At 40.9% G+C, this 19,774-nt stretch carries 20 protein-coding genes, 1 tRNA gene and 1 pseudogene; 7 read left to right on the plus strand and 15 right to left on the minus strand.

What is annotated here, in order from left to right; genetic code table 11:
* Positions 1-2: 2 nt before the first annotated feature.
* Positions 3-713 carry a hypothetical protein gene (locus ACTNC0_RS08055; protein WP_441086973.1) on the minus strand — a complete coding sequence of 237 codons (711 nt, stop codon included), beginning with the start codon at positions 711-713 and terminating at the stop codon, positions 3-5.
* A 91-nt stretch (positions 714-804) separates the two neighbouring features.
* The gene (locus ACTNC0_RS08060) at positions 805-984 is read right to left on the minus strand and encodes a hypothetical protein (protein WP_441086975.1); all 180 of its coding nucleotides are present in this window, start codon (positions 982-984) and stop codon (positions 805-807) included.
* Positions 985-1,218: 234 nt separating this feature from the next.
* Between ACTNC0_RS08060 and ACTNC0_RS08065 the strand changes: the two genes are divergently transcribed.
* The 3 genes from ACTNC0_RS08065 (at position 1,219) to ACTNC0_RS08075 (ending at position 3,749) form a co-directional block, all read left to right on the plus strand.
* A complete protein-coding gene (locus ACTNC0_RS08065) occupies positions 1,219-1,653 on the plus strand; it encodes a hypothetical protein (protein ID WP_441086977.1) in 435 nt (144 codons plus the stop codon).
* A gap of 119 nt (positions 1,654-1,772) precedes the next feature.
* Positions 1,773-2,792, plus strand: a complete 1,020-nt coding sequence (locus ACTNC0_RS08070) for a protein kinase domain-containing protein (RefSeq protein ID WP_441086978.1) — start codon at positions 1,773-1,775, stop codon at positions 2,790-2,792.
* A gap of 48 nt (positions 2,793-2,840) precedes the next feature.
* The gene (locus ACTNC0_RS08075; protein WP_441086979.1) at positions 2,841-3,749 is read left to right on the plus strand and encodes a hypothetical protein; all 909 of its coding nucleotides are present in this window, start codon (positions 2,841-2,843) and stop codon (positions 3,747-3,749) included.
* Here the strand turns inward: ACTNC0_RS08075 and ACTNC0_RS08080 are convergent.
* Positions 3,640-3,879: a DUF6783 domain-containing protein gene (locus tag ACTNC0_RS08080; RefSeq protein ID WP_441087007.1), complete on the minus strand. Its 240-nt coding sequence runs from the start codon at positions 3,877-3,879 to the stop codon at positions 3,640-3,642. The genes ACTNC0_RS08075 and ACTNC0_RS08080 overlap by 110 nt on opposite strands.
* On the opposite strand from ACTNC0_RS08080, the gene ACTNC0_RS08085 reads away from it, so the two are divergent.
* Positions 3,799-3,969 carry a DUF6783 domain-containing protein gene (locus ACTNC0_RS08085; RefSeq protein ID WP_441087008.1) on the plus strand — a complete coding sequence of 57 codons (171 nt, stop codon included), beginning with the start codon at positions 3,799-3,801 and terminating at the stop codon, positions 3,967-3,969. The two genes, ACTNC0_RS08080 and ACTNC0_RS08085, sit on opposite strands and share 81 nt — an antisense overlap.
* Here ACTNC0_RS08085 and ACTNC0_RS08090 read toward each other — a convergent pair.
* A tRNA-Gln gene (locus ACTNC0_RS08090) sits at positions 3,970-4,041 on the minus strand.
* A 361-nt stretch (positions 4,042-4,402) separates the two neighbouring features.
* On the opposite strand from ACTNC0_RS08090, the gene ACTNC0_RS08095 reads away from it, so the two are divergent.
* Positions 4,403-5,866 carry a nicotinate phosphoribosyltransferase gene (locus ACTNC0_RS08095; protein ID WP_441086980.1) on the plus strand — a complete coding sequence of 488 codons (1,464 nt, stop codon included), beginning with the start codon at positions 4,403-4,405 and terminating at the stop codon, positions 5,864-5,866.
* Positions 5,867-5,976: 110 nt separating this feature from the next.
* Positions 5,977-6,603, plus strand: a complete 627-nt coding sequence (locus tag ACTNC0_RS08100; RefSeq protein WP_441086981.1) for a M15 family metallopeptidase — start codon at positions 5,977-5,979, stop codon at positions 6,601-6,603.
* A 113-nt stretch (positions 6,604-6,716) separates the two neighbouring features.
* On the opposite strand, the gene ACTNC0_RS08105 is transcribed toward ACTNC0_RS08100, so the two are convergent.
* The 11 genes and pseudogenes from ACTNC0_RS08105 to ACTNC0_RS08155 all read right to left on the minus strand — a co-directional run bounded on the left by ACTNC0_RS08105 (position 6,717) and on the right by ACTNC0_RS08155 (position 18,823).
* Complete coding sequence (locus ACTNC0_RS08105) at positions 6,717-7,922, minus strand: metallophosphoesterase (protein ID WP_441086983.1); 1,206 nt, start codon at positions 7,920-7,922, stop codon at positions 6,717-6,719.
* Between the two features lie 97 nt (positions 7,923-8,019).
* Positions 8,020-8,568, minus strand: a complete 549-nt coding sequence (spoVT, locus tag ACTNC0_RS08110; protein ID WP_118516658.1) for a stage V sporulation protein T — start codon at positions 8,566-8,568, stop codon at positions 8,020-8,022.
* Positions 8,569-8,788: 220 nt separating this feature from the next.
* A pseudogene (locus ACTNC0_RS08115) lies at positions 8,789-9,637 on the minus strand (DEAD/DEAH box helicase); the annotation flags it as partial.
* Between the two features lie 181 nt (positions 9,638-9,818).
* A complete protein-coding gene (locus ACTNC0_RS08120) occupies positions 9,819-11,843 on the minus strand; it encodes a beta-galactosidase (RefSeq protein WP_441086985.1) in 2,025 nt (674 codons plus the stop codon).
* 39 nt (positions 11,844-11,882) lie between these two features.
* A complete protein-coding gene (locus ACTNC0_RS08125) occupies positions 11,883-12,659 on the minus strand; it encodes a TraX family protein (protein ID WP_441086987.1) in 777 nt (258 codons plus the stop codon).
* Between the two features lie 4 nt (positions 12,660-12,663).
* Positions 12,664-13,518 (minus strand): sugar ABC transporter permease, encoded by an 855-nt coding sequence (locus tag ACTNC0_RS08130; RefSeq protein ID WP_441086988.1) that lies wholly within the window; start codon positions 13,516-13,518, stop codon positions 12,664-12,666.
* On the minus strand, positions 13,518-14,978 hold the full coding sequence (locus tag ACTNC0_RS08135) for a carbohydrate ABC transporter permease (RefSeq protein WP_441086989.1): 1,461 nt from the start codon (positions 14,976-14,978) through the stop codon (positions 13,518-13,520). The genes ACTNC0_RS08130 and ACTNC0_RS08135 overlap by 1 nt, the downstream gene beginning before the upstream one ends.
* A 136-nt stretch (positions 14,979-15,114) precedes the next feature.
* The gene (locus ACTNC0_RS08140) at positions 15,115-16,380 is read right to left on the minus strand and encodes an extracellular solute-binding protein (RefSeq protein ID WP_441086990.1); all 1,266 of its coding nucleotides are present in this window, start codon (positions 16,378-16,380) and stop codon (positions 15,115-15,117) included.
* A gap of 355 nt (positions 16,381-16,735) precedes the next feature.
* Positions 16,736-17,743, minus strand: coding sequence for a LacI family DNA-binding transcriptional regulator (locus ACTNC0_RS08145; RefSeq protein ID WP_441086991.1), 1,008 nt, complete (start codon positions 17,741-17,743; stop codon positions 16,736-16,738).
* Between the two features lie 115 nt (positions 17,744-17,858).
* Positions 17,859-18,044 (minus strand): hypothetical protein, encoded by a 186-nt coding sequence (locus ACTNC0_RS08150; RefSeq protein ID WP_019160308.1) that lies wholly within the window; start codon positions 18,042-18,044, stop codon positions 17,859-17,861.
* Entirely contained in the window at positions 18,035-18,823 is a 789-nt protein-coding gene (locus ACTNC0_RS08155; RefSeq protein ID WP_441086992.1) for a ParA family protein, read from the minus strand. The genes ACTNC0_RS08150 and ACTNC0_RS08155 overlap by 10 nt, the downstream gene beginning before the upstream one ends.
* A gap of 253 nt (positions 18,824-19,076) precedes the next feature.
* Here ACTNC0_RS08155 and trhA point away from each other — a divergent pair, with 253 nt between their 5' ends.
* Complete coding sequence (gene trhA, locus ACTNC0_RS08160; protein ID WP_441086993.1) at positions 19,077-19,739, plus strand: PAQR family membrane homeostasis protein TrhA; 663 nt, start codon at positions 19,077-19,079, stop codon at positions 19,737-19,739.
* Positions 19,740-19,774 lie beyond the last annotated feature (35 nt).

Consider the following 19,774-nt stretch of genomic DNA (forward strand, 5'->3'; position numbering starts at 1 on the left):
TCTTATTCCTGTATTTTTTCTACATAACATCCGCCAAGTACAACAGCAAGTGTAGTTCCACCACTGATGTTATCAAAACTTGTAGTTCCCAGAGGTATTCCGTAAATCTTTACAGTATCATCATCCAGCACATTCGGTAATTCTCCAAAATAATATACCATATAATTCTCGCCCTCCTCATCATATGCCTGTAATATTGTAAGTGTCTCATCTCCTGCATCTTGCTCACTTATCTGCAATACTCCGGCATAATCAATTACCATAACCTGATCTCCATACTTATCCGGGCTTTTTGAAATGTTTTTGTAACCGATCTCACTGTTTATATACGGAGTCAATGCATCTACTCCTGAAGCAGGGAACAAATCTTCATGCTCATTGATAAAATCAATTGATTTCTGACTCATATTGTAACCCCTGTCACCTTCAGATTCCTGTCCAAGCAGCTGATACAATCTCACCTTTGATGATTCCGTATCACTTTCCGCACTCGCTGCATCTGAGGTATTCTGTGTCACATTCGTACTTGTTACACTTCCGGATCCACTGTCGTCACTCTCTCCTGCAACAATTCCAATTCCTGCCATAATTACCAACGCAATAATAACTTTCGATAAGACTTTCTTCTTTTTCTTCTTCGGCTTCTCTAATGGTTCTCCGCAATTCGGACAAAACTTTCCGTCAAATTCGGTTCCGCACTTTTTACATTTCATAGCTTTTTCCTGCCTTCCCTTACGTCTCTCATAACAGTTCTATTCTTACTGTCAACAGACTTTCTGAATCGTTCTTTCAGCTCTTTTGTATTTACAGCAAGCCCAATGCTTTTCCAGCGAGTGCTACAATAATAGCTCCCGCCATAATACACCAGAACCACTCCGTAAAAACACTCTGAAAACCAAAATGAATCACAGTAACACAGCTGGCATAAATCTTATGAACAATCACGCCCATTACCAATATCAAAATTCCTAAAACTATCGACATTTTTCTCCTCCCAACATTTCTCTTTCGTATGATTATACCTCTGCCTGTTCTACGTTTTATTCACTGCCAGTGTATGTTTTCCCCATATTTCTACATTTGCTTTGCGCTCCTGCCAACTTGGTACTATACTGATTATTATTCGCAGACGATATCTTTGCGAAACATATCACATAACACAAATAGACGGGTAACATATCCCGCCTATATACTATAAATCCGAGGTGAATAACAATCATGACAGAAAAATCAGGAAATGAAAAATTAAGCACTGACATCCTTTTTCAGGAAATAGAAAAAAGAGGAACTGTAAACCGGGAAAACATTCATTTTGTTGAACAGGAGGAAATCCTGTTGGAACTCTACAACCGTATTGCTGCGATTCCTGCCAGCATCAATAAATTTGCAGGCATGTGCAACATCTACCCTTCCCATCTTCATGATTTCTTAAAGGGAAATAAGAATCTCAGCCGCGACAAACTTATCATTGTCTGTATTATGCTGAAATTAAACCTTCAGGAATCCAGAAATATTCTTAAACGCCTGATCCAGGCAGATTTTTATCCGAAAAACGAGCGGGACTTCGAGATCATGTGTGGAATACGCCAGAGAAAAAGTCTTTACGACATCAATGAGATTCTACTCGCCAAAGACTTAACTCTCCTTAATTAACATGCCATTTTCTTTGCAAAATTCCGGAGCATGCCATATACTATACTTAAAAGTCAGACGGACGAAAAACATCTGCCTGGCGATTTGATCAAACACTTTGGAGGATAACTTTTCTTATCATGGCACTCTCACAAACTATGCAAAAAACATTGCAGGAATATATTGATCTTGATTTTCTGGATGAACTTTCTGCACCAAAGCAGAAGAAAGATGGAAATTTTTACAGCATCTACACTGCCGAACTTCAACCTGAATACGCGTCACTTGCAGCTGACAGAACATCCATAATTCTTAAGGAAATTTCTCCGGAGCAGGCAGCAATATACGAAAAATTAAGTACCGTATGGAATCCATATACAGAAGCAGTTTTCGGAGTCGTATCCGCCGACAATCAATTTATCTCCATTAATGAATTTATCCGCAAACCTGTATGCCTGAAATATTCCTCAAGGAGGCTTGCCGAAAAGAGAAGTCTGTCCCTGGAAGATTACATAAATGAATATGGCTGTTTATCTGAAACAGAAGCTCTTATTTTCCTCATTCAGCTCTGCATTGGACTGGAAAGTATTGCTTCTCTTTCTTTTGTGCATGGCGATGTTGCACCTCAGAATATTCTGCTCACCGACCGCCTCTCTGCGCTTACCGATCCATACAGACATATCAGCGGACTTCACCAGAAAATCTGCTGTAAACTGATAGATTTCGACATCACAAGCCGTTTTAAAAATGAAAATCATATGGTCACAGTAATTGCCGGAACCAACCCTTACGCAGCACCGGAGATTCTGGATTTCAAAAATCCAACCGACAGAGTAGACATTTATTCCCTTGGATGTGTTCTCGCATTTATGATCGCGGGAAAATCTCCCAAACAGATTTCTCCCGAAGATCTCCGCCGAAAATGCAGCAAAAAAATCCGCAGGATTATTTTTAAATGTACTGCTGATTACTCTAAGAGATACAAAAAACTATCTGCCTTGAGGCGTGATCTGGAAAAACTACTTGCAGCAACCGCACCACCGAAGAATTTACCCCTCAGCCATATCCCGGGACTTCGTACTGCAACGCCACTGAAGGCTACAATTATTTCGGCTCTTTGTGGATTTTTAATGTTACTTCTTGCTTCATTATTCCACTGATTTTTCCGGTATTATCCTTAATTATTATCCTGACAATGAGGAAATCATATGAACAAAAAACTACTGAAGATTCTGCATAAACAGCAGGATCTCGAATATCTGAAAAAACAAAATATTACCTCGCCACATCAACTTCAGGAATTACGAAACCAGATTCCCGGTGAATATACCTCACAGATTCTGGAACAGTGCAATCGCATGAATCACCATACCGGCACATACAGGCTTTCATTTATATTGTCCAATATACTTGCCTGTATCATACTTTTGATCACCGTAGTTCTTCTGCTTAGCTCATTGCATTCCACACCAGAGCCTAACTTTGAAACACCTTGCACTCAGGCGCAGGAAGCTATTGACAACGGAGATTTGCAAAAAGCACGAGACATCCTGGAAAGCACCAATACACCATCGGATACTTTTGCAGGTGCTCTGACCTATTCTTCCCTTTATGAGGCGGAAGGAAATTACGATGAGGCCGCCGATGTGATAATCACATTTATTACTGATGTCATGGGAACACAAAGTATTCTGGACGCTTCTCCACTTTATACACGTATGGTTGAAATAGGAAATATGGAGCTTTCTTCTGCTGAAAAGGATAAATACGAAACCTGCATGAATGCCTGCCAGCAATCTGCTGCAAAGTTTTCTTCTATTTCTGCTTTAATAAAAGAAGAGAATTACGAAGCCGCTCTGAAACTATGCGATGAACAGAAGGCTAACGGAAGTTCCGAGTACGTACTCTTCCAGTTTTACTGCCTCTGTTATACCCGTCTGGAAGACTATGAAACTTTTGCACTTAAGCTAATAGACCTTGCAGAAAAAATAAAAGAAGTGGGAGACTTTACCTATCAGTATCCGGATCACTACGATATCCAATATTATCTGAAAGAGGTATATCCTCATGTCTCTTCTGAAACACAGAAAAAAATAGATAGCCTCGAATTAAATTAGAGCGTGTTTGAAAAATCATTCCCGCAAGATGCACGCCCCACTTTGCAGCATATTTTGCCCGAATTCGGTTGCCGTAGCCCGCTACGGCGCCTTCATCCGGGCAAAATCTCCCACAAATTGTGACATACATCTTGCGGAAAGCCTTTTTCAAACACGCTCTAGACACTCATATCCTTTAAGCCATAAAAAAAGACACCTCATACCGAGATGTCTCATTTAGCAGGGCTACAAGGATTCGAACCTTGAACTGACGGAGTCAGAGTCCGTTGCCTTACCGTTTGGCGATAGCCCTTTATTTTGTTTTCGCTACTTCGTTCGCGACAATTGGTATTATATAATAGTCTTCCAGAAAATGCAACCCCTTTTTTGAATTTTTTTTAATTTTTTTTATTTTTCTTCAAAAGCGTGAAAATAGCGCCTTTTTCAGGGACTTTTTTATGTACTCAGCGTGAAATTATGATATAATCAATAACAACTCATTACTGTTTATATCCATTTCTTTCACATTTAACTGATAAAATAGCAGCTTATAAATAGTAATTCATTTTTTCCGCAGCCAAAAGAAACAGCAGGAAATACTTTTAACAGGAAATTTTAATAATAATTTTCTCCAGATAATGAGATATTATTATTAACCAAAAAGGAGATTTATCATGAGAGCTAATAATCTTACTCTGCTCACAGACCTCTATGAGTTAACTATGATGCAGGGCTATTTTAAGAACCCGACGAACCAGACTGTTATTTTTGATATGTTCTACCGTACCAATCCGTGTGGCGGTGCCTTTGCGATCACAGCAGGTCTGGAACAGATGATTGAATATATTGAGAATCTTCACTTCACAACCGAAGATATTGAATATCTGAGAGGTCAGGATATTTTTGAAGAGGACTTCCTTGAATACTTAAGCAACTTCCAGTTCACCGGTGATATCTATGCAATCCCGGAAGGAACTGTTGTATTCCCGAGAGAGCCGCTTGTAAAAGTTGTTGCACCTATCATGGAAGCCCAGCTTGTAGAAACAGCAATCCTCAACATCATTAACCACCAGAGCCTTATCGCTACCAAAGCAGCTCGTGTATGCTATGCAGCAAAAGGTGATGCAATCATGGAATTCGGTCTTCGCCGCGCCCAGGGACCTGATGCCGGTATTTTCGGTGCCCGCGCTGCAGTGATCGGCGGATGTGCCGGTACTTCCTGTGTACTCACCGGTAAAATGTTCGATGTGCCGGTACTTGGAACTCATGCACACAGCTGGATCATGAGCTTCCCGGACGAGTATACCGCATTCAAAACCTATGCAAAACTTTATCCGAATGCCTGCACTTTACTGGTTGATACCTACGATGTTCTGAAATCCGGTGTTCCGAATGCCATCCGTGTATTCGAAGAAATGCGCGAAGAAGGTATTCCACTTACCAAATACGGCATCCGTATCGACAGTGGTGACCTTGCTTACCTTTCCAAGGAAGCATACAAGATGCTTGCTGCTGCCGGATTTGACGATGCGATCATTTCCGCTTCCAGTGACCTGGACGAATACCTCATCGACAGCCTGAAAGCTCAGGATGCCAAAATTAATTCCTGGGGTGTTGGTACAAGACTGATCACATCCAACGATAATCCTGCTTTCGGCGGTGTCTACAAACTCGCTGCTGTTAAAGATGCTGACAGCACAGAATTTACACCTAAGATCAAGCTTTCTGAAAACACTGAGAAAGTTACCAATCCTGGAAATAAAACCGTATATCGTCTCTACAGCAAAAAAACAGGCAAGATCAAAGCTGACCTTATCTGCCTCGCTGATGAGAAATTAAATGAGGAAGAGAACATGGTTCTCTTTGACCCGATTGACACATGGAAAAAGACCAAAGTCCTCGGTGGAACATATGAAGTCCGCGAGCTTCTCGTTCCGATTATCAAAACAGGAAAACGTGTTTATGAATCTCCATCCGTTATGGAACTTCGTGACTACTGCCAGAAAGAGCAGGGCACTCTCTGGGATGAATCCAGACGTTTCGTAAACCCACAGAAAGTTTATGTAGACCTTTCCCAGAAGCTCTGGGATCTGAAGAAAGATCTTCTTGAAGAAATGAGTGAAAAAGCCCTCGACTAATTGCTATAAATTATTGGCTATTTATAACTGAATTACTCCCTCATTTAAATTTAATCCACATAAAAGTCCCCCTTCCCTCATAAACATAAAAGGGAAAGGGGGCTTTTCTTATGAATCTGTATACCCGTCTGATCAACAAAGACTATCCTCTGCCACCAGACTATGTTCCTGAAAATCTGACTGACATCGGAATTCCATTTGACGCACCCTGCGGTGATCCGAAACGTCTGTTGGAAATCCGCACCGCACATGCAGCCCTTATGCTGATACAGGCAGCCCAAAGAGAATCTCTGATTCTTACCGGAATCTCCGGATATCGCTCCTACAAACGCCAGCAACAACTATGTATCGGACATTCATATCCTGCCAGCTCCACTCCATACCAACAGATATCTCCTGCTCCTGTTAATCCTTATGTTGCATTACCCGGCACCAGTGAGCATCAGAGCGGACTTGCACTGGATGTTTCCTGTCCTGCTGTTAATCATGAATTAATTACAGAATTTGCTGAAACTCCTGAAGGTAAATGGCTTGCCAGAAATGCATCTCTATACGGTTTTATTATTCGCTACCCTGCAAATAAAGAATCCGTCACCGGCATTCCCTGGGAGCCATGGCATATCCGATATGTAACCCGTCCACTTGCCAGTTGTCTTGCACTGACAGGACTCACTCTCGAAGAATACTACACTACCTTCGGGGCACCTCTACAAAATCCCGAATCCAAAGTCCCATAATTTGTATTTTTTATTTCATAATTCAATTCCACTTAACTATTACATTATCTTTTTACCCTCATCAGACATTTTTATAATAAAGTTGCACTGGCTCGGTTCTGTACACTCACAGATTACAAATTAAAATGCATTACAATATCACAGATTTCGCTTTTCGTACCAACACGCATGTTTGGTCCGAAAAGCCCCACACCGGATGTCACAATATTGTGCATGTTATCCTTTTTCAGATACCCGCACGCATTCTCCCATAAGAATTTAATCGTGATATTTCCCGGAAATAACTGTCCATCATGAGTATGCCCACACAAATCCGCATCCACACCGGCATCAGCCAGTTCCTGAAGTTCTCTCGGCTCATGGTCAATCACCAGCACTGGCAATGATAAATCCATATTATCAGTAATTTCCTGCGCAGTCTTTCGCTCCTCAATTCCCCGGCCTGGTCTTTCATAATCCGGTCGTCCATACAGATAAAACGCATTCTCAATTAATACATACTCATCTCTAAGCAACGTAAATCCGGCTTTCTCCAGAAACTCATCCATCTCCACACTACTCTGCTTCTTTGCCCTACCACCAAAAGTAAATCCGGCAAGAATCTTTTCCTGAATGTCATGATTTCCATAACAGGCATACACACCATACTTTGAATGGATTCCCTTCAAAATTTCTGCCAGCCTGTCCGGATTATCCAATGCCTCATATTCATTGTCAAAAATATCTCCTGCAACTACAACCAGGTCCGGATTCTGAGCATTAATTTTCTCTACCATCTGCTCCATCTGACGACATCCAATGTTATATCCCAGATGAAGATCCGCAATCAGTACCACATTTAGCGACTTTAATTTCCCCGCTTTCTTGTAAATGGAAATCTCGTACTTCGTGGTCTGTATATTTCCGGCGTTGATTACTCCATAAATGCTTATTACTGAAATAATCACCGCACATATCGTACCAATGACCGCAGTTCCCACATTACTGAAAAGAATCTCTCTTCCCGGAAAATTGATATTCTTCAGTGTATATTTAATGATCAATCTCACGCCATCAGCGATTCCCAGCGTCATAATTGCATACACCAGAACGCCAAGCCAATAATTACTCAGAAGTTTCATAAATCTCCGAAAACCAGAATCCGGCATCATAAATGCAATCAGAATACTGAACACAACAAAAAGATAAACAAAACCGATTCCCCTGCACACCCACACATTCTGAAAAACAGCATGCAATACCTGAATCCAATGTATACTTCTAAACAGAATATAAGCACACACCAACAAATACAGCGGTGCTAAATAAATTGCTATCATGTATAGCTCCTCCTTTTCATCGTTTTTTATTATACAAAAAAGAATCCTCAGTTACCACTATTGGTTTCTGAAGATTCCATTAATTTATTATAAATTATTATTGCTCCATCTGCCTTCCAAGAAAACCGGTTGCCGTCTTTATCAGCATCTTCTCCGACTCTCCCATCACATCTCTCTCATTCTTTCCAAGCAGAAGCACTGAACCCACTGCATCTCCTGCGCTGATAATCGGCTGCATGATCTGCGAATATAGTGGTTCTCTCTGCTCCTGTGTCACTGGAATCCGGCTTCTGTCATTTCCATTGGCAAACACCGAACCTCTCTCCGAAATTGTTTCTTCCAGAGCTTTACTGATAGGTTTCCCCACGTATTCCCTGCTGCCCTGACCTGCCGCAGCTACTACCTGGTCATGGTCAGTAATACACGCTACCATCCCACTAGACTGAGCCAGAGCCTCTGCATATTCTTTTGCAAAAATATTTAACTCTCCGATCGGTGAATATTTTTTAAGAATAATTTCTCCCTCCCGATCCGTAAAAATCTCCAAAGGTGTTCCTTCTTTTATCCGCAAAGTTCTTCTGATTTCCTTAGGAATTACAACTCTGCCAAGGTCATCAATACGCCGAACGATTCCTGTAGCTTTCATGCACTTTTCTTCCTCCTGTTTTTCCTGTTCTGAAGGCTATAATATTAGTCTTCAGATTTTTTACACTCCCTGCAACACTTCGTCTAAATATATCTTAAACATTATATTTTTACGCTTCTGTCTGCAAGAATTTTTACATCATGTGCTGTATGGTTATTATGTGGAAAAACAGGCAGAATATACATTTCCATATTTACCAAAAATCGTTATTTTTCTTTTATTATTTTCCGGTAAGCAGTTCTACTAATTCCTCTCTTGTCAAGCTGCTGCCATTCAGATTTTCACCTTCCAGAATCTGATCTGCCAGCTCACGTTTCTTTTCCTGAAGCTTCATAATATTCTCTTCAATCGTATCTTTTACGATCAGTTTGTAAACATTTACCACATTCTTCGGGCCAATTCGGTGAGCTCTGTCTGTGGCCTGATTTTGCACTGCCAGATTCCACCATGGATCGAAATGAATTACAATATCTGCCGCATTACGAATCATATTCAGGCACATCTCTGTTTTTGCAGAATCACCTTTATAATCCTCAAAGACTAATGACGGATCACAACAAATCTGTCTCAATCTGGTAAGTTCCGCCAGAATTGTAATTTTAGATGATTTAAACTCTTCTTCAGACTGTTTATCAAGAATCAACATCATTCGTTTTACATGAGCATCATAAAGTTTCTGCTGCTCTCCTGTCAGCTGGGCAAACATGTTCTCTTCCAGTTTGTCCGGAAGGTCGGTCAGAACCTCTTTCTTTAATCTTCGAAGTACAAATGAACGTATCATTTTCTGCAAACGCTTCATCGCATCTTCATCAGAATTCTGAACTACCGGAATCTCAACCTCTTCCCGGAATTTCTTATAGCTGTAAAGAAAACCTGGCATCAGATAATCAAAAATACTCCATAATTCACTGAGACGATTTTCCACCGGTGTTCCTGTCAACGCCAGTCTGAATCCTGTCTGAATCTCTTTTACTGCTTTAGCAGCCTGTGTATTGGCATTCTTAATAAACTGTGCCTCATCAATAATCTCACACTGAAAACTGTATTTTTCATATTCATTACTGTTCTGTAAGCGCAGCACAGATAAACTTTTTTACCTTTAATTCAATTAAGAAGCGTTTCCCGACATATTTCTCATCTGCGTCTTTGAAATCATATTTTATGTACCTCTCTATAAAAAGAACCCCTCCACCAGGCAGCCTCAATCTCTGCTCAAAGTGAAGGGATTTCCTCATCCATCGCTATTTATTTTACACGATAACCTTTGCAACTGCAAGACCATAAACTTCAAGTTTATCGTTTCCGTTGCCATAGATCCAGCTTACCTCTCCTTCCGGTGCAGGAATGCTGACAGCCTCTGTTCCGAAGTTCTGGTAAATATAATATTTCGCATTTCCATTCTCTCTCACTGTAATCTCCAGTGCATCCGGAATCTCTTCTTTGATTCCACAGGAAACGCCACTGTCTTTTAATACTTTCTCAAGGAAATCTCCATAGAATTCCTTATCTGCATCTGCTGCCACATACCATGCCTTGCCTTTGCCATATTCATTGACAGTCAGGCAGGAATATCCTTCATAGAAATCACTTCCATAAGTCATTAAAGTACGTGCCCCGCGAAGTTCTACAAGGTCACACAGATACTTGCAAGTATAAGTCTTATCCATTCCAAGTTCATTACCCGGTACAGGAACGAAAGAATTCTCTTCCCAGTCATAAAGACCATCAATCTCTGTACTTCTGATTCCCAGCACATCCATCAGTCCATGCGGAGTTCCTTCCAGATAACATCTGTCAGTATCATCTGCGATTCCTGACCAGTAACTTGTCACCAGAACACCGCCGTTCTCCACAAATACACGAACTTTTTCTGCGAAACCTTCTTTGAACATATAAACCATTGGCAGCGCCAGCACTTTATAATTGTCCAGATCACAAGTCATATCGATCACATCTACATTCACGCCCTGCTTACGGAAACCTCTGTAGAATTTCAGCATTGCTTCCAGATAATGCAGACCTTTATTTCTCGGGCCCTGGCTGTCTTCCATTGCCCACTGGCTGTCCCAGTCATAAATCATGGCCACCGGACTGCTCATTGTCGTTCCCGCCAGTTCCTTTAACTCTTTTAAAGTTGCTCCGACTTTGGAAACCTCTTTAAATACTCTCGTATCATTTCCACCGTAATGATCGATCACCGCGCCATGGAACTTCTCAGAAGCACCTCTGCTCTGGCGGATCTGGAAATAAAGAGCACCCTCTCCACCATGTGCGATTGCCTGCATAGACTGTGCAAAAAGCATTCCAGGTTTCTTTAACTTGCTGACGCTCTGCCAGTTTGTAGAAGTCGGGCAGGACTCCATCTGGAAGAATGGTTTACCTTTCAGAGAGCGCATCAGATCATGGCACATTCCGTTATCATAAGCCGTATCGATCACTGCTTCTTTATGCCATGTCGGGTAAGTATCCCAGGAAACCACATCAATTTCTTTTGCAATTTTAAAGTAATCCAGACCTCCGAAATAATGCATCAGATTTGCGGTTGTCGGAAGTGTGCTTCCACCTTCTCTCAGCGCGGCAATCTCCTGATGAATGAAGTCTGCTGTCTGATGAGTAACAAAACGTTTCCAGTCCAGGTTCAATGCATGAAGCTGTGTCTCACCAATTTTAGAAGGACTTTCAATCTGATCAAAACTGTTGTAAGTATGGCTCCAGAATGTTGTGCACCACTGATCATTCAGGTTTTCAATCGTCTGATATTTCTCTTTCAGCCAGTTACGAAATGCTTCCTGGCAAAGAGGACAATGGCATTCTCCGCCATACTCATTTGAAATATGCCACAGGATAACACCCGGATGTGTGGCAACTTCCTGCGCCAGTTTCTTATTGATGATATGTACCTTCTCTCTGTAAACAGGAGAAGTATAGCAATGATTATGTCTGAATCCAAACAGTGCTCTATGACGTGTCTCATCTACACGGAGCACTTCCGGATATTTGTCTGCCATCCATTTCGGTCTGGCACCTGAAGGTGTAGCCAGGATCGTAGAGATTCCTCTCTTATAAAGTTTATCAATGATCTCCTGCAGCCATCCGAAGTTAAAAACTCCCTCCTCCGGTTCCAGTGTAGACCAGGAAAAAATACCCAGGCTTACCACATTACATCCGGATTCCTCCAGCATATCAATATCCTTTTCCAGAATATCCGGTCTTTTTAACCACTGTTCAGGATTGTAGTCGCCGCCGTGGAGCAGCTTGTCCGTTCTAAAGTCCATACTTGTTCTCCTCTTAATTCGCTATCTTCGTTTTAGTCTTTACAGAACATATTTCGCAATTACTCCAAGCACCAGCAGATGCACTGGATAAAAAGCATAATAAACATATTTATTAATGCGGTCTTTTCGTTCACCGTTGTAACACCAAATCCCATAGAAAGACAGGGGACCTGTTATATACATGAGGCTGATGATACAGCCAAGTACTGTTTTCAAAATATTCTGTGTATAAAACACATAAAATACTGCTGTCAAAAGCACCATACATAATCCATATTCCGCTCTAAACAGACTTACCCAGACCACAGCAGCCAGCACGATCAGCATTCTGACCAGCCCTCCTGTAAATCCAGAACCATCCTTGAAGATGTCCAGACATTTCAGCATGATCAGACAGATACTCATGGTAACCATCGCATTCTGGCTTGACCAGTCCATAATTTTCCCGCCCACTGCCAGGTCATAAGGAATCTCACTGATCACCGCAGTCAATACCATCAGAAGCAGATACTTCTTATAATCAGAAGTATTCCGAAAGCCTTCTACCAGCAGAAATGTAAATACGGGAATCGCCATCCCGCCGATAAGCTGCATGATGGAACCGATTCCCGCAAGTGTCATCAAACGGGAATCCTGGGCCATCGCCTGATTCAGACTGTCCTGTGTATATTGATCCAGATGGATCAGTCCTTTTTCAATAACAGCAACTCCGATTGTCTGGATCAGCATGGCAATACATGCAAACATCTTCAGCCCATCAGCTGTGATATCCGGAGTTTTCCAGACGATTCCTCTTCTTCCCGTTGTCATATTCATAACATCAACCTTTTACAGCACCGCCTGTAATTCCTTCCACATAGAATTTCTGCATGATCATAAACAAGATAGAAATCGGTATAGATACCAGTACGCCACCTGCGCAGAATTGAGTGAAATAAGAATTGATAAGACTCTTATCCAGCATCTTGTACAGACCAATTGCAACTGTATATTTAGAAGAAATACCTGCATTCAGAATCATCTTCGCATACACGAAATCCATCCACGGTACCAGGAAACTGCTGATAACTGTATAAACAACGATCGGGCGGCTCATGGGCAGAACCATCTGGAAGAAGATTCTTGCCTCACTGCATCCGTCAATTCTGGCAGCCTCACAGAGCGCTCTCGGAACTGTATCAAAGAATCCTTTCGCGATCAGATAACCAAGACCTGAAGAAGCGGAATAAACCATGATAAGACCGGCATAGCTGTTTGTCAGGTTAAAGGATTTCAGTGTGAAATAAACTGCTATCATTGCCAGCATACCAGGAAACAGATTCAGGATAACTGCCATGTTCATCAGCGGTTTTCTCATCTTGAATCTCATAACAGATGTGGCATATGCAACCATCAGTACGAACATAGTGGAAATTACACATGTAAAGCATGCAATGATAAATGTATTCAGAAACCACTGCGGAAACTGAGATACAGAATCTGAATGAAACAGCTTCATGTAATTGCTGATGCTCCATTCCTTCGGAAAAAATGTACTGGTATTCATTCCTGAATATTCACTGAAGGAGGTACATACCAGCCAGATGATCGGGATCAGCCAGATAAATGCCAGCACTGCGATCAATAAATTATGTAATACTATAGAAGAAGTACGACTATCTTTCATCTTTTTCATTATTGATATGTTCCCTCCTTATCTCCCTTGATCATCCTGTTAAATGCAACCAGGGTGAATACTGCACAGATAATAAACACGATAATACCGATTGCTGATGCCATCTTATAGTTGTAGTAATCCTGAGTCAGACGGAACAGCCAGGTAACCAGAAGGTCAACCTCTTTTGCCTGTGAGCTTGCCATTGCCTGGTTCGTTGTTGTATAAACATCCTGTGTGAGCAGATAAATAACATTAAAGTTATTAATATTTTTTACAAAATCTGTGATCAGAGCAGGTCCTGTTACAAAGAGCAGATATGGCATTGTGATCTTTCTGAATATCTGGAAGGTTGTTGCGCCGTCTACTCTTGCACTCTCAAGCTGGTCAGAAGGAAGGTTCATCAGGACACCTGTTGCGATCAGCATCTGATACGGAACACCGATCCAGATATTAATGAGAATGATCATTACATGTGCCCAGCCCGGAGCAGAAAGAAACGGAATATAGCTTGTGGACACAAGTCCTATGCTTCTTAAGAATCCGGTCAGTCCAATGCTGTGACAGATTGTGTTGACGATACCACCATTGGAGAAGAAATTACGCACCAGCAGAAGTGATACAAACTGCGGGACTGCAATCGTTACGATAAATAAAGTACGCCACATCTTCGGCAGTCTTGTCTTCTTGCTGTTAAGAAGCAGTGAAAGCAGGATACCTCCGATATAAGTTGTAAATGTTGCGAAGAAAGCCCATACAAGTGTCCATCCCAGAACCCGCACAAATGCATATCCGAACGTAGATGTAAGACCGCCGCCGCCAAACAAACTGATAAAGTTACTGAAACCTACCCATGAGAACAACTCAGTAGGAGGCATATGCTGCTGATCATAATTTGTAAATGCTACAAAGATCAGAAGTAAGATTGGGATTAATGTGAAAATCACAACTCCAAGTACCGGAAGTGTCAGTAATGTAATATGAAACTTCTCTTCTGTCAGTGATCTGAGATCTTCTTTAAAAGTATTGATATGCTTTCCCGCTTCTTCCATTTTCTGAAGTGTATAAGCATTGATCACGTTCTTAAACCACACAACAGCTGCCGCAAACCATACAACAAAGCTGAACAATGAAAACAACAGAATCGTAAAGGAATTATCATAATCATTAAATTCACTTTTCATTGTTTTCATGTTAAAGACTTTTTCCATCTTTACAGTACCAAGGGTACTGAATTTTGGTACATACTGCATTGCAAATTTCACTGAAAAAACGATCACTGCGATCTCCAGCAATGTCATCAGTACTGCTTTCACATACTGTTTACGCTTTGCATAGCCTGCGCCCATCCAGATCAGGGACAGCTTTACAAAGGCATCACCTTTCACTACAGCAGTACCAAAGTCAGCGAAAAATCCACCGATGGATTTAAAGAATCCACTCACTGCCGCTGCAGCAGAATTATTGTCCTGTGCTGCCATATCTCTCCTCCTCGTCATTTCATTTTTGTTACTGTCTTTTCTCAGACAGCATCTGCCGTTTTCTTAAAACAGCCCACATGTCGTTATGCATATGGGCCATTTTTAAAATCTGTTATATAATTTTTTTATTTTACAATTATTCTACAGAAGCAGTAGCACCTTCTACCAGATTATCAAGTGCTTCCTGGATTGCGTTATCATCGTCTGCAGATAATGTTCCCTGTGCAATCAGTTCTCCGAATGTCTTTGCAGGATCCCAATATTTTCCGCCAACCTTCTGAGCCTGTGCATATTCAGACTGAGCTGCAAGTGCTGCAAGAGCTACATTTTCCTGAACAGAATCAGATGCTGCCACATTCTTGTTTGAAGGACCACTTTCTCTCTGATCAAAGAACATCTGCTGAGACTCTTCGTTTGTAAGGTACTCTGCAAGAAGAACTGCCCATCCGGAATTCTCAGAATAACCGTTTACACCAACATATTTGTAACCGGCAACAGATCCCTGCTGAACCTGTTTGTCACCAACTGTAAATGTAGGAAGCTTTGCTGCTGCATATCCGTCACCAAATACATCCTGTGCTGTAATCGCATCCCATGTACCGGAGACGCATGCTACCAGATTACCGGATGCAAGCTGATTAGACATATCACCATCAGCAACTGCCATAAATGCCGGATTGGATGCAATATCAAGCATTCCTTTTACTACATCAACACCTGTATATCCGTCAGCACTTGTTCCGTTCCAGTCCATAGTTGTTGTTCCGTCATCGTTAAGTCCTGTTGTAAATCCTGCTCCATAGAAGAAAGAAGCATTGTACCATCCGGAAGCAAGTGTCATACCAACTTTCTTTCCAGCCTTATCAGCTGCTTCAAGAAGGCTGTCCCAGCTTGCTGCATCTTCCTCTGAAATTACAGATGAATCATAATAAAGAAAATATCCGTTGTCAGCTGCTCTTGGAAATGCATACAGACTGCCATCAATTGTTGCTGCATCAATAGCGCCTTCAACGTTTGCAGCTTTTACATCATCAAGTGTTGTATCTGCAAGCTGCAGCGCCTCTGCATAATCATCAAGTTTCAGAAGTGCTCCGGCTTTTACAAGATCCGGAAGCTGATCATCTGCGAATGCATATACATCTGCACCTGCCTCTACGTCTGTCAGAATTGTATCTTTTGCAGTAGACTCAGATTCTACTCCAATCTGAATATCAAATTTCTGATCTGCATACTTCTCCTGGAATTTATCTGTCAGTTCTTTTAATAAATTCTGATCTTCCTCAGCGCCCCATACAGTCAGTTTAATTGTCTCATCCTCTGCTGCGCTTACACATACTGTGCAGGAAAGTGCCATAGCTGCTGCCAGTAATGGTGCGATTACCTTTTTTACATTTTTTCTCATTTTCTCTTCCTCCTGATTTCTGGTGTCATACACAAACATCCCATAATTTCCGCTGCCTAAAAGCTCTTTTATTCTGTTTGCGCAACCGCTTGTTCATGTTTTTAGTATATTCCAATATATTCTCAAAGTCAATTAGCCATTATTATCTAAATTTTCATCTTTGTTTTTGCTATATTGCACAATTCATGTTACTGTTTCACTCTTTTTGCGCAATCGTTTCCATCATAATTTTTATAGTAAAGAATCCTGTCGGGATTTATAATTTTCTGCAACAAAATAAGTGCAGATGCCAGCATTAATTATTCTCTGACAACTACACTTTTATGATATCAGAAAGCAACACTGCCTCTGCTTTTTACTGTGTTGATTCCCTTAAAATCACCTGATAATTAAGTGGTTTTATCTCTTCCTGTGGATTTTCTCCCAGTATTTCCAGAAGCTTGATACATGCCATCTGCCCCAGTCCTGTGGTATCAAATTTAATACTGGTAACCGGAGGATTGTGATATTCCAGATTTTTACTGTCATACATGCTTGCAAGCTTCATCTGCATCGGAACCTGTATCTTTTTTTCCCTTAAACTGCTCATACACATGCTGCAGATCACATCATCCATACATACAATGCCGTCTGCACCTGCTTCATATAATTTACTTACTGCATCCGATATAACCAGCTGATTATCTGCATTCATGAAAATAAGATTTTTATCAACAGGAATTCCCAATTCCTGATGTGCATCCAAGAATCCCTGATATCTGCTTCCTGTAACATTATAAGACTCATTTCCGCCAAGCAGTGCAAGATGGCGCATTCCCTTCATCAGTAAAATGCTGGTCAATTCTTTTCCGGCCTCCTGATTTTTATTATCTACAAAGGGAATCTCCGGATCACTTGTAGGGCCTATAAGCACAAAAGGTTCTCTGCAATTCTTCAGATATTTCTGTATTTTCGAACTGACCACAGCTCTGCTTACTATAATTCCGTCTACCTTTCTGTTTGCCTCCAGCCTCTCAATCTGTGACACATCTTCCCCATCAACCATCGAAATGATAATATCATAATCGTGGGCTGAAGCAACCTCGCAGATTCCATTCATACAGTCTTTAAAAAAAAGAAATTCTGTAGCAACATAATCCTTTGGCATCAATAATGCAATATTATAAGTTTTTCTCTGTGCCAGTCCCCTTGCAACAACATTTGGACGATAATCATGCTCCTTGATAAACGCAAGAACCCTGTCCCTGGTTGCCTGTCCGATTCGTCCCTTTCCTGAAATTGCCCTGGATACCGTTGTTTTACTGACTCCCAGTTCCCGGGCAATATCATCAATTGTATATATTTTCTTTTCTTCTGTCTCCATAATAACAATAACACCCCATTACCATCACACAATCGATTATATAAAAAGGAATCTTTCTTTTATTGATAATCCGTTTGACTAATCTATCAATAAAAAAATGATTCCTTTTCCTTTTTTAAAGAAGATAAACCGGAAGTTCATCCTTAATATGAACAGGTCCATCTATTGATTCTTTCCTGTCCTCTGTAACAAATACCGCCTCCAGTTTTTCCGCATCCTGTGTGGAAATCACAGATCTTTTTACGGTTTTCTTTGCACCTGCATTTGCAGCCCGCTTAATACTTTCTTTTCCTACTGGCATAGCTTCATTACCTCCTCTGCTAACTTTGTATATTCTTTGGCACTTCTGCTTGATCTTTTATATTCAACAACCGGAATACTGTTATCCTGGGACCATTCTACAGAACTGTCCACTCTGATGATCTGTTCAAATACATGGATATCCTCCAGTTCATGCAAAGTTTCCATAGTCTGCTTATAGTAATTCTTTCTTGTATCCACCTTCGTCACTGCAATTCCGGCTATTTCCAGATCCGGAGAAATCTGTCTGACTTCGTTAAGAAATTCAAACATATTTGCAAGTCCAAACATCCCCCATGGGCTTGCCTCAACAGGAATGATCACTTTGTCTGAAGCGCACAAAATATTCATAACCCAGCCTCCAAGTGTAGGCGGTGCATCAATCAAAATGTAATCATAAGCTCCTGTCTCTTTAATCTTCTGAAGACATTTCCGAAGAATAAATTCTCTCTGCCATTTTGTAAAAAGTTCATATTCTATAGAACTCATTAAGGTAGAAGACGGAATCAGATCCAGATTTTCATATGGAGTATGTACCACATAACTACTTAGGTCTTCCTGCTTTTTAATCGCATAATACAGATTCTTCTCCCCTGTTGCATGCTCCAGCACCCAGTCCTCTGAAAAAAACGCAAGTGACAAATTCAGCTGCATATCTCCATCAATTAGAAGAACCTTCTTTCCAGCCTGAGCCATTGCCGCTCCAAGATTAGAACAAGTGGTAGATTTTCCACTTCCGCCTTTATTATTTGTAAAACATATCGTTATGGTTTTCCCCATGGAACTGCCTCCCTTGTCACTTACTTATCCAACAATACTTGATTTTTCAATTAATCTCATTATATGAGCTTTATCGCGTATTTTCAACTATTTTCCATACTCCAAAATCTTTTCCAAAATCTTTTTCTTTGATTCTCAAAATATATACTTGATTTTTTGAATATTTGTGTTATAGTAATCGTATACTTATTATATAGTTTCGATAACTACATGTCATTGTTTTTATTTACTCACATAAATGGAGGCGATTTTTATGAAACTCAAATTAAAAGATCCCGGAAGTGCTATTACACATGGAATCGCTCTGCTTCTCGCTGTTGCCGGGGCAATTCCCCTTATTGTAAAGGCTGCACGTTCCTATGACGTAATCCACATCGTAGCTCTGAGTATTTTTATCCTGACTATGATTCTGCTTTATGCAGCCAGTACTATCTACCATTCCGTAGACTCTACGGAAAAAGTCAACAGACGACTTCGGAAAATGGATCACATGATGATTTTCGTTATGATTGCAGGAAGTTACACTCCGGTCTGCCTGATTGTCCTTCATAACCACATTGGCTATATTTTATGTGCACTGGTATGGAGCGTTGCGATTCTTGGCATCATCTTAAAGGGCTGTTGGATCACTTGTCCTAAATGGTTGTCCTCTGTGCTCTATATTGGTATGGGATGGCTGTGTGTACTGGCATTTGTTCCTATTTTCCATGCACTCCCACGCGCAGGATTTGGCTGGCTTCTGGCTGGCGGAATCATTTATACTATTGGCGGTGTGATCTATGCATTAAAAGTTCCATTCTTTGATTCCAGACATAAGAACTTCGGTTCTCACGAAATCTTCCACATTTTTGTTATGCTTGGAAGTGCCTGCCACTTTGTTGTAATGTATTTCTTTGTAGCACCATTACCAGTATAAACAATGTATCTTATTTTCTGGAATTGTCATAAAGT

This window comes from Blautia sp. HCP3S3_B11, from assembly GCF_052064435.1.
In the GTDB taxonomy this organism is placed as follows: domain Bacteria; phylum Bacillota; class Clostridia; order Lachnospirales; family Lachnospiraceae; genus Blautia_A.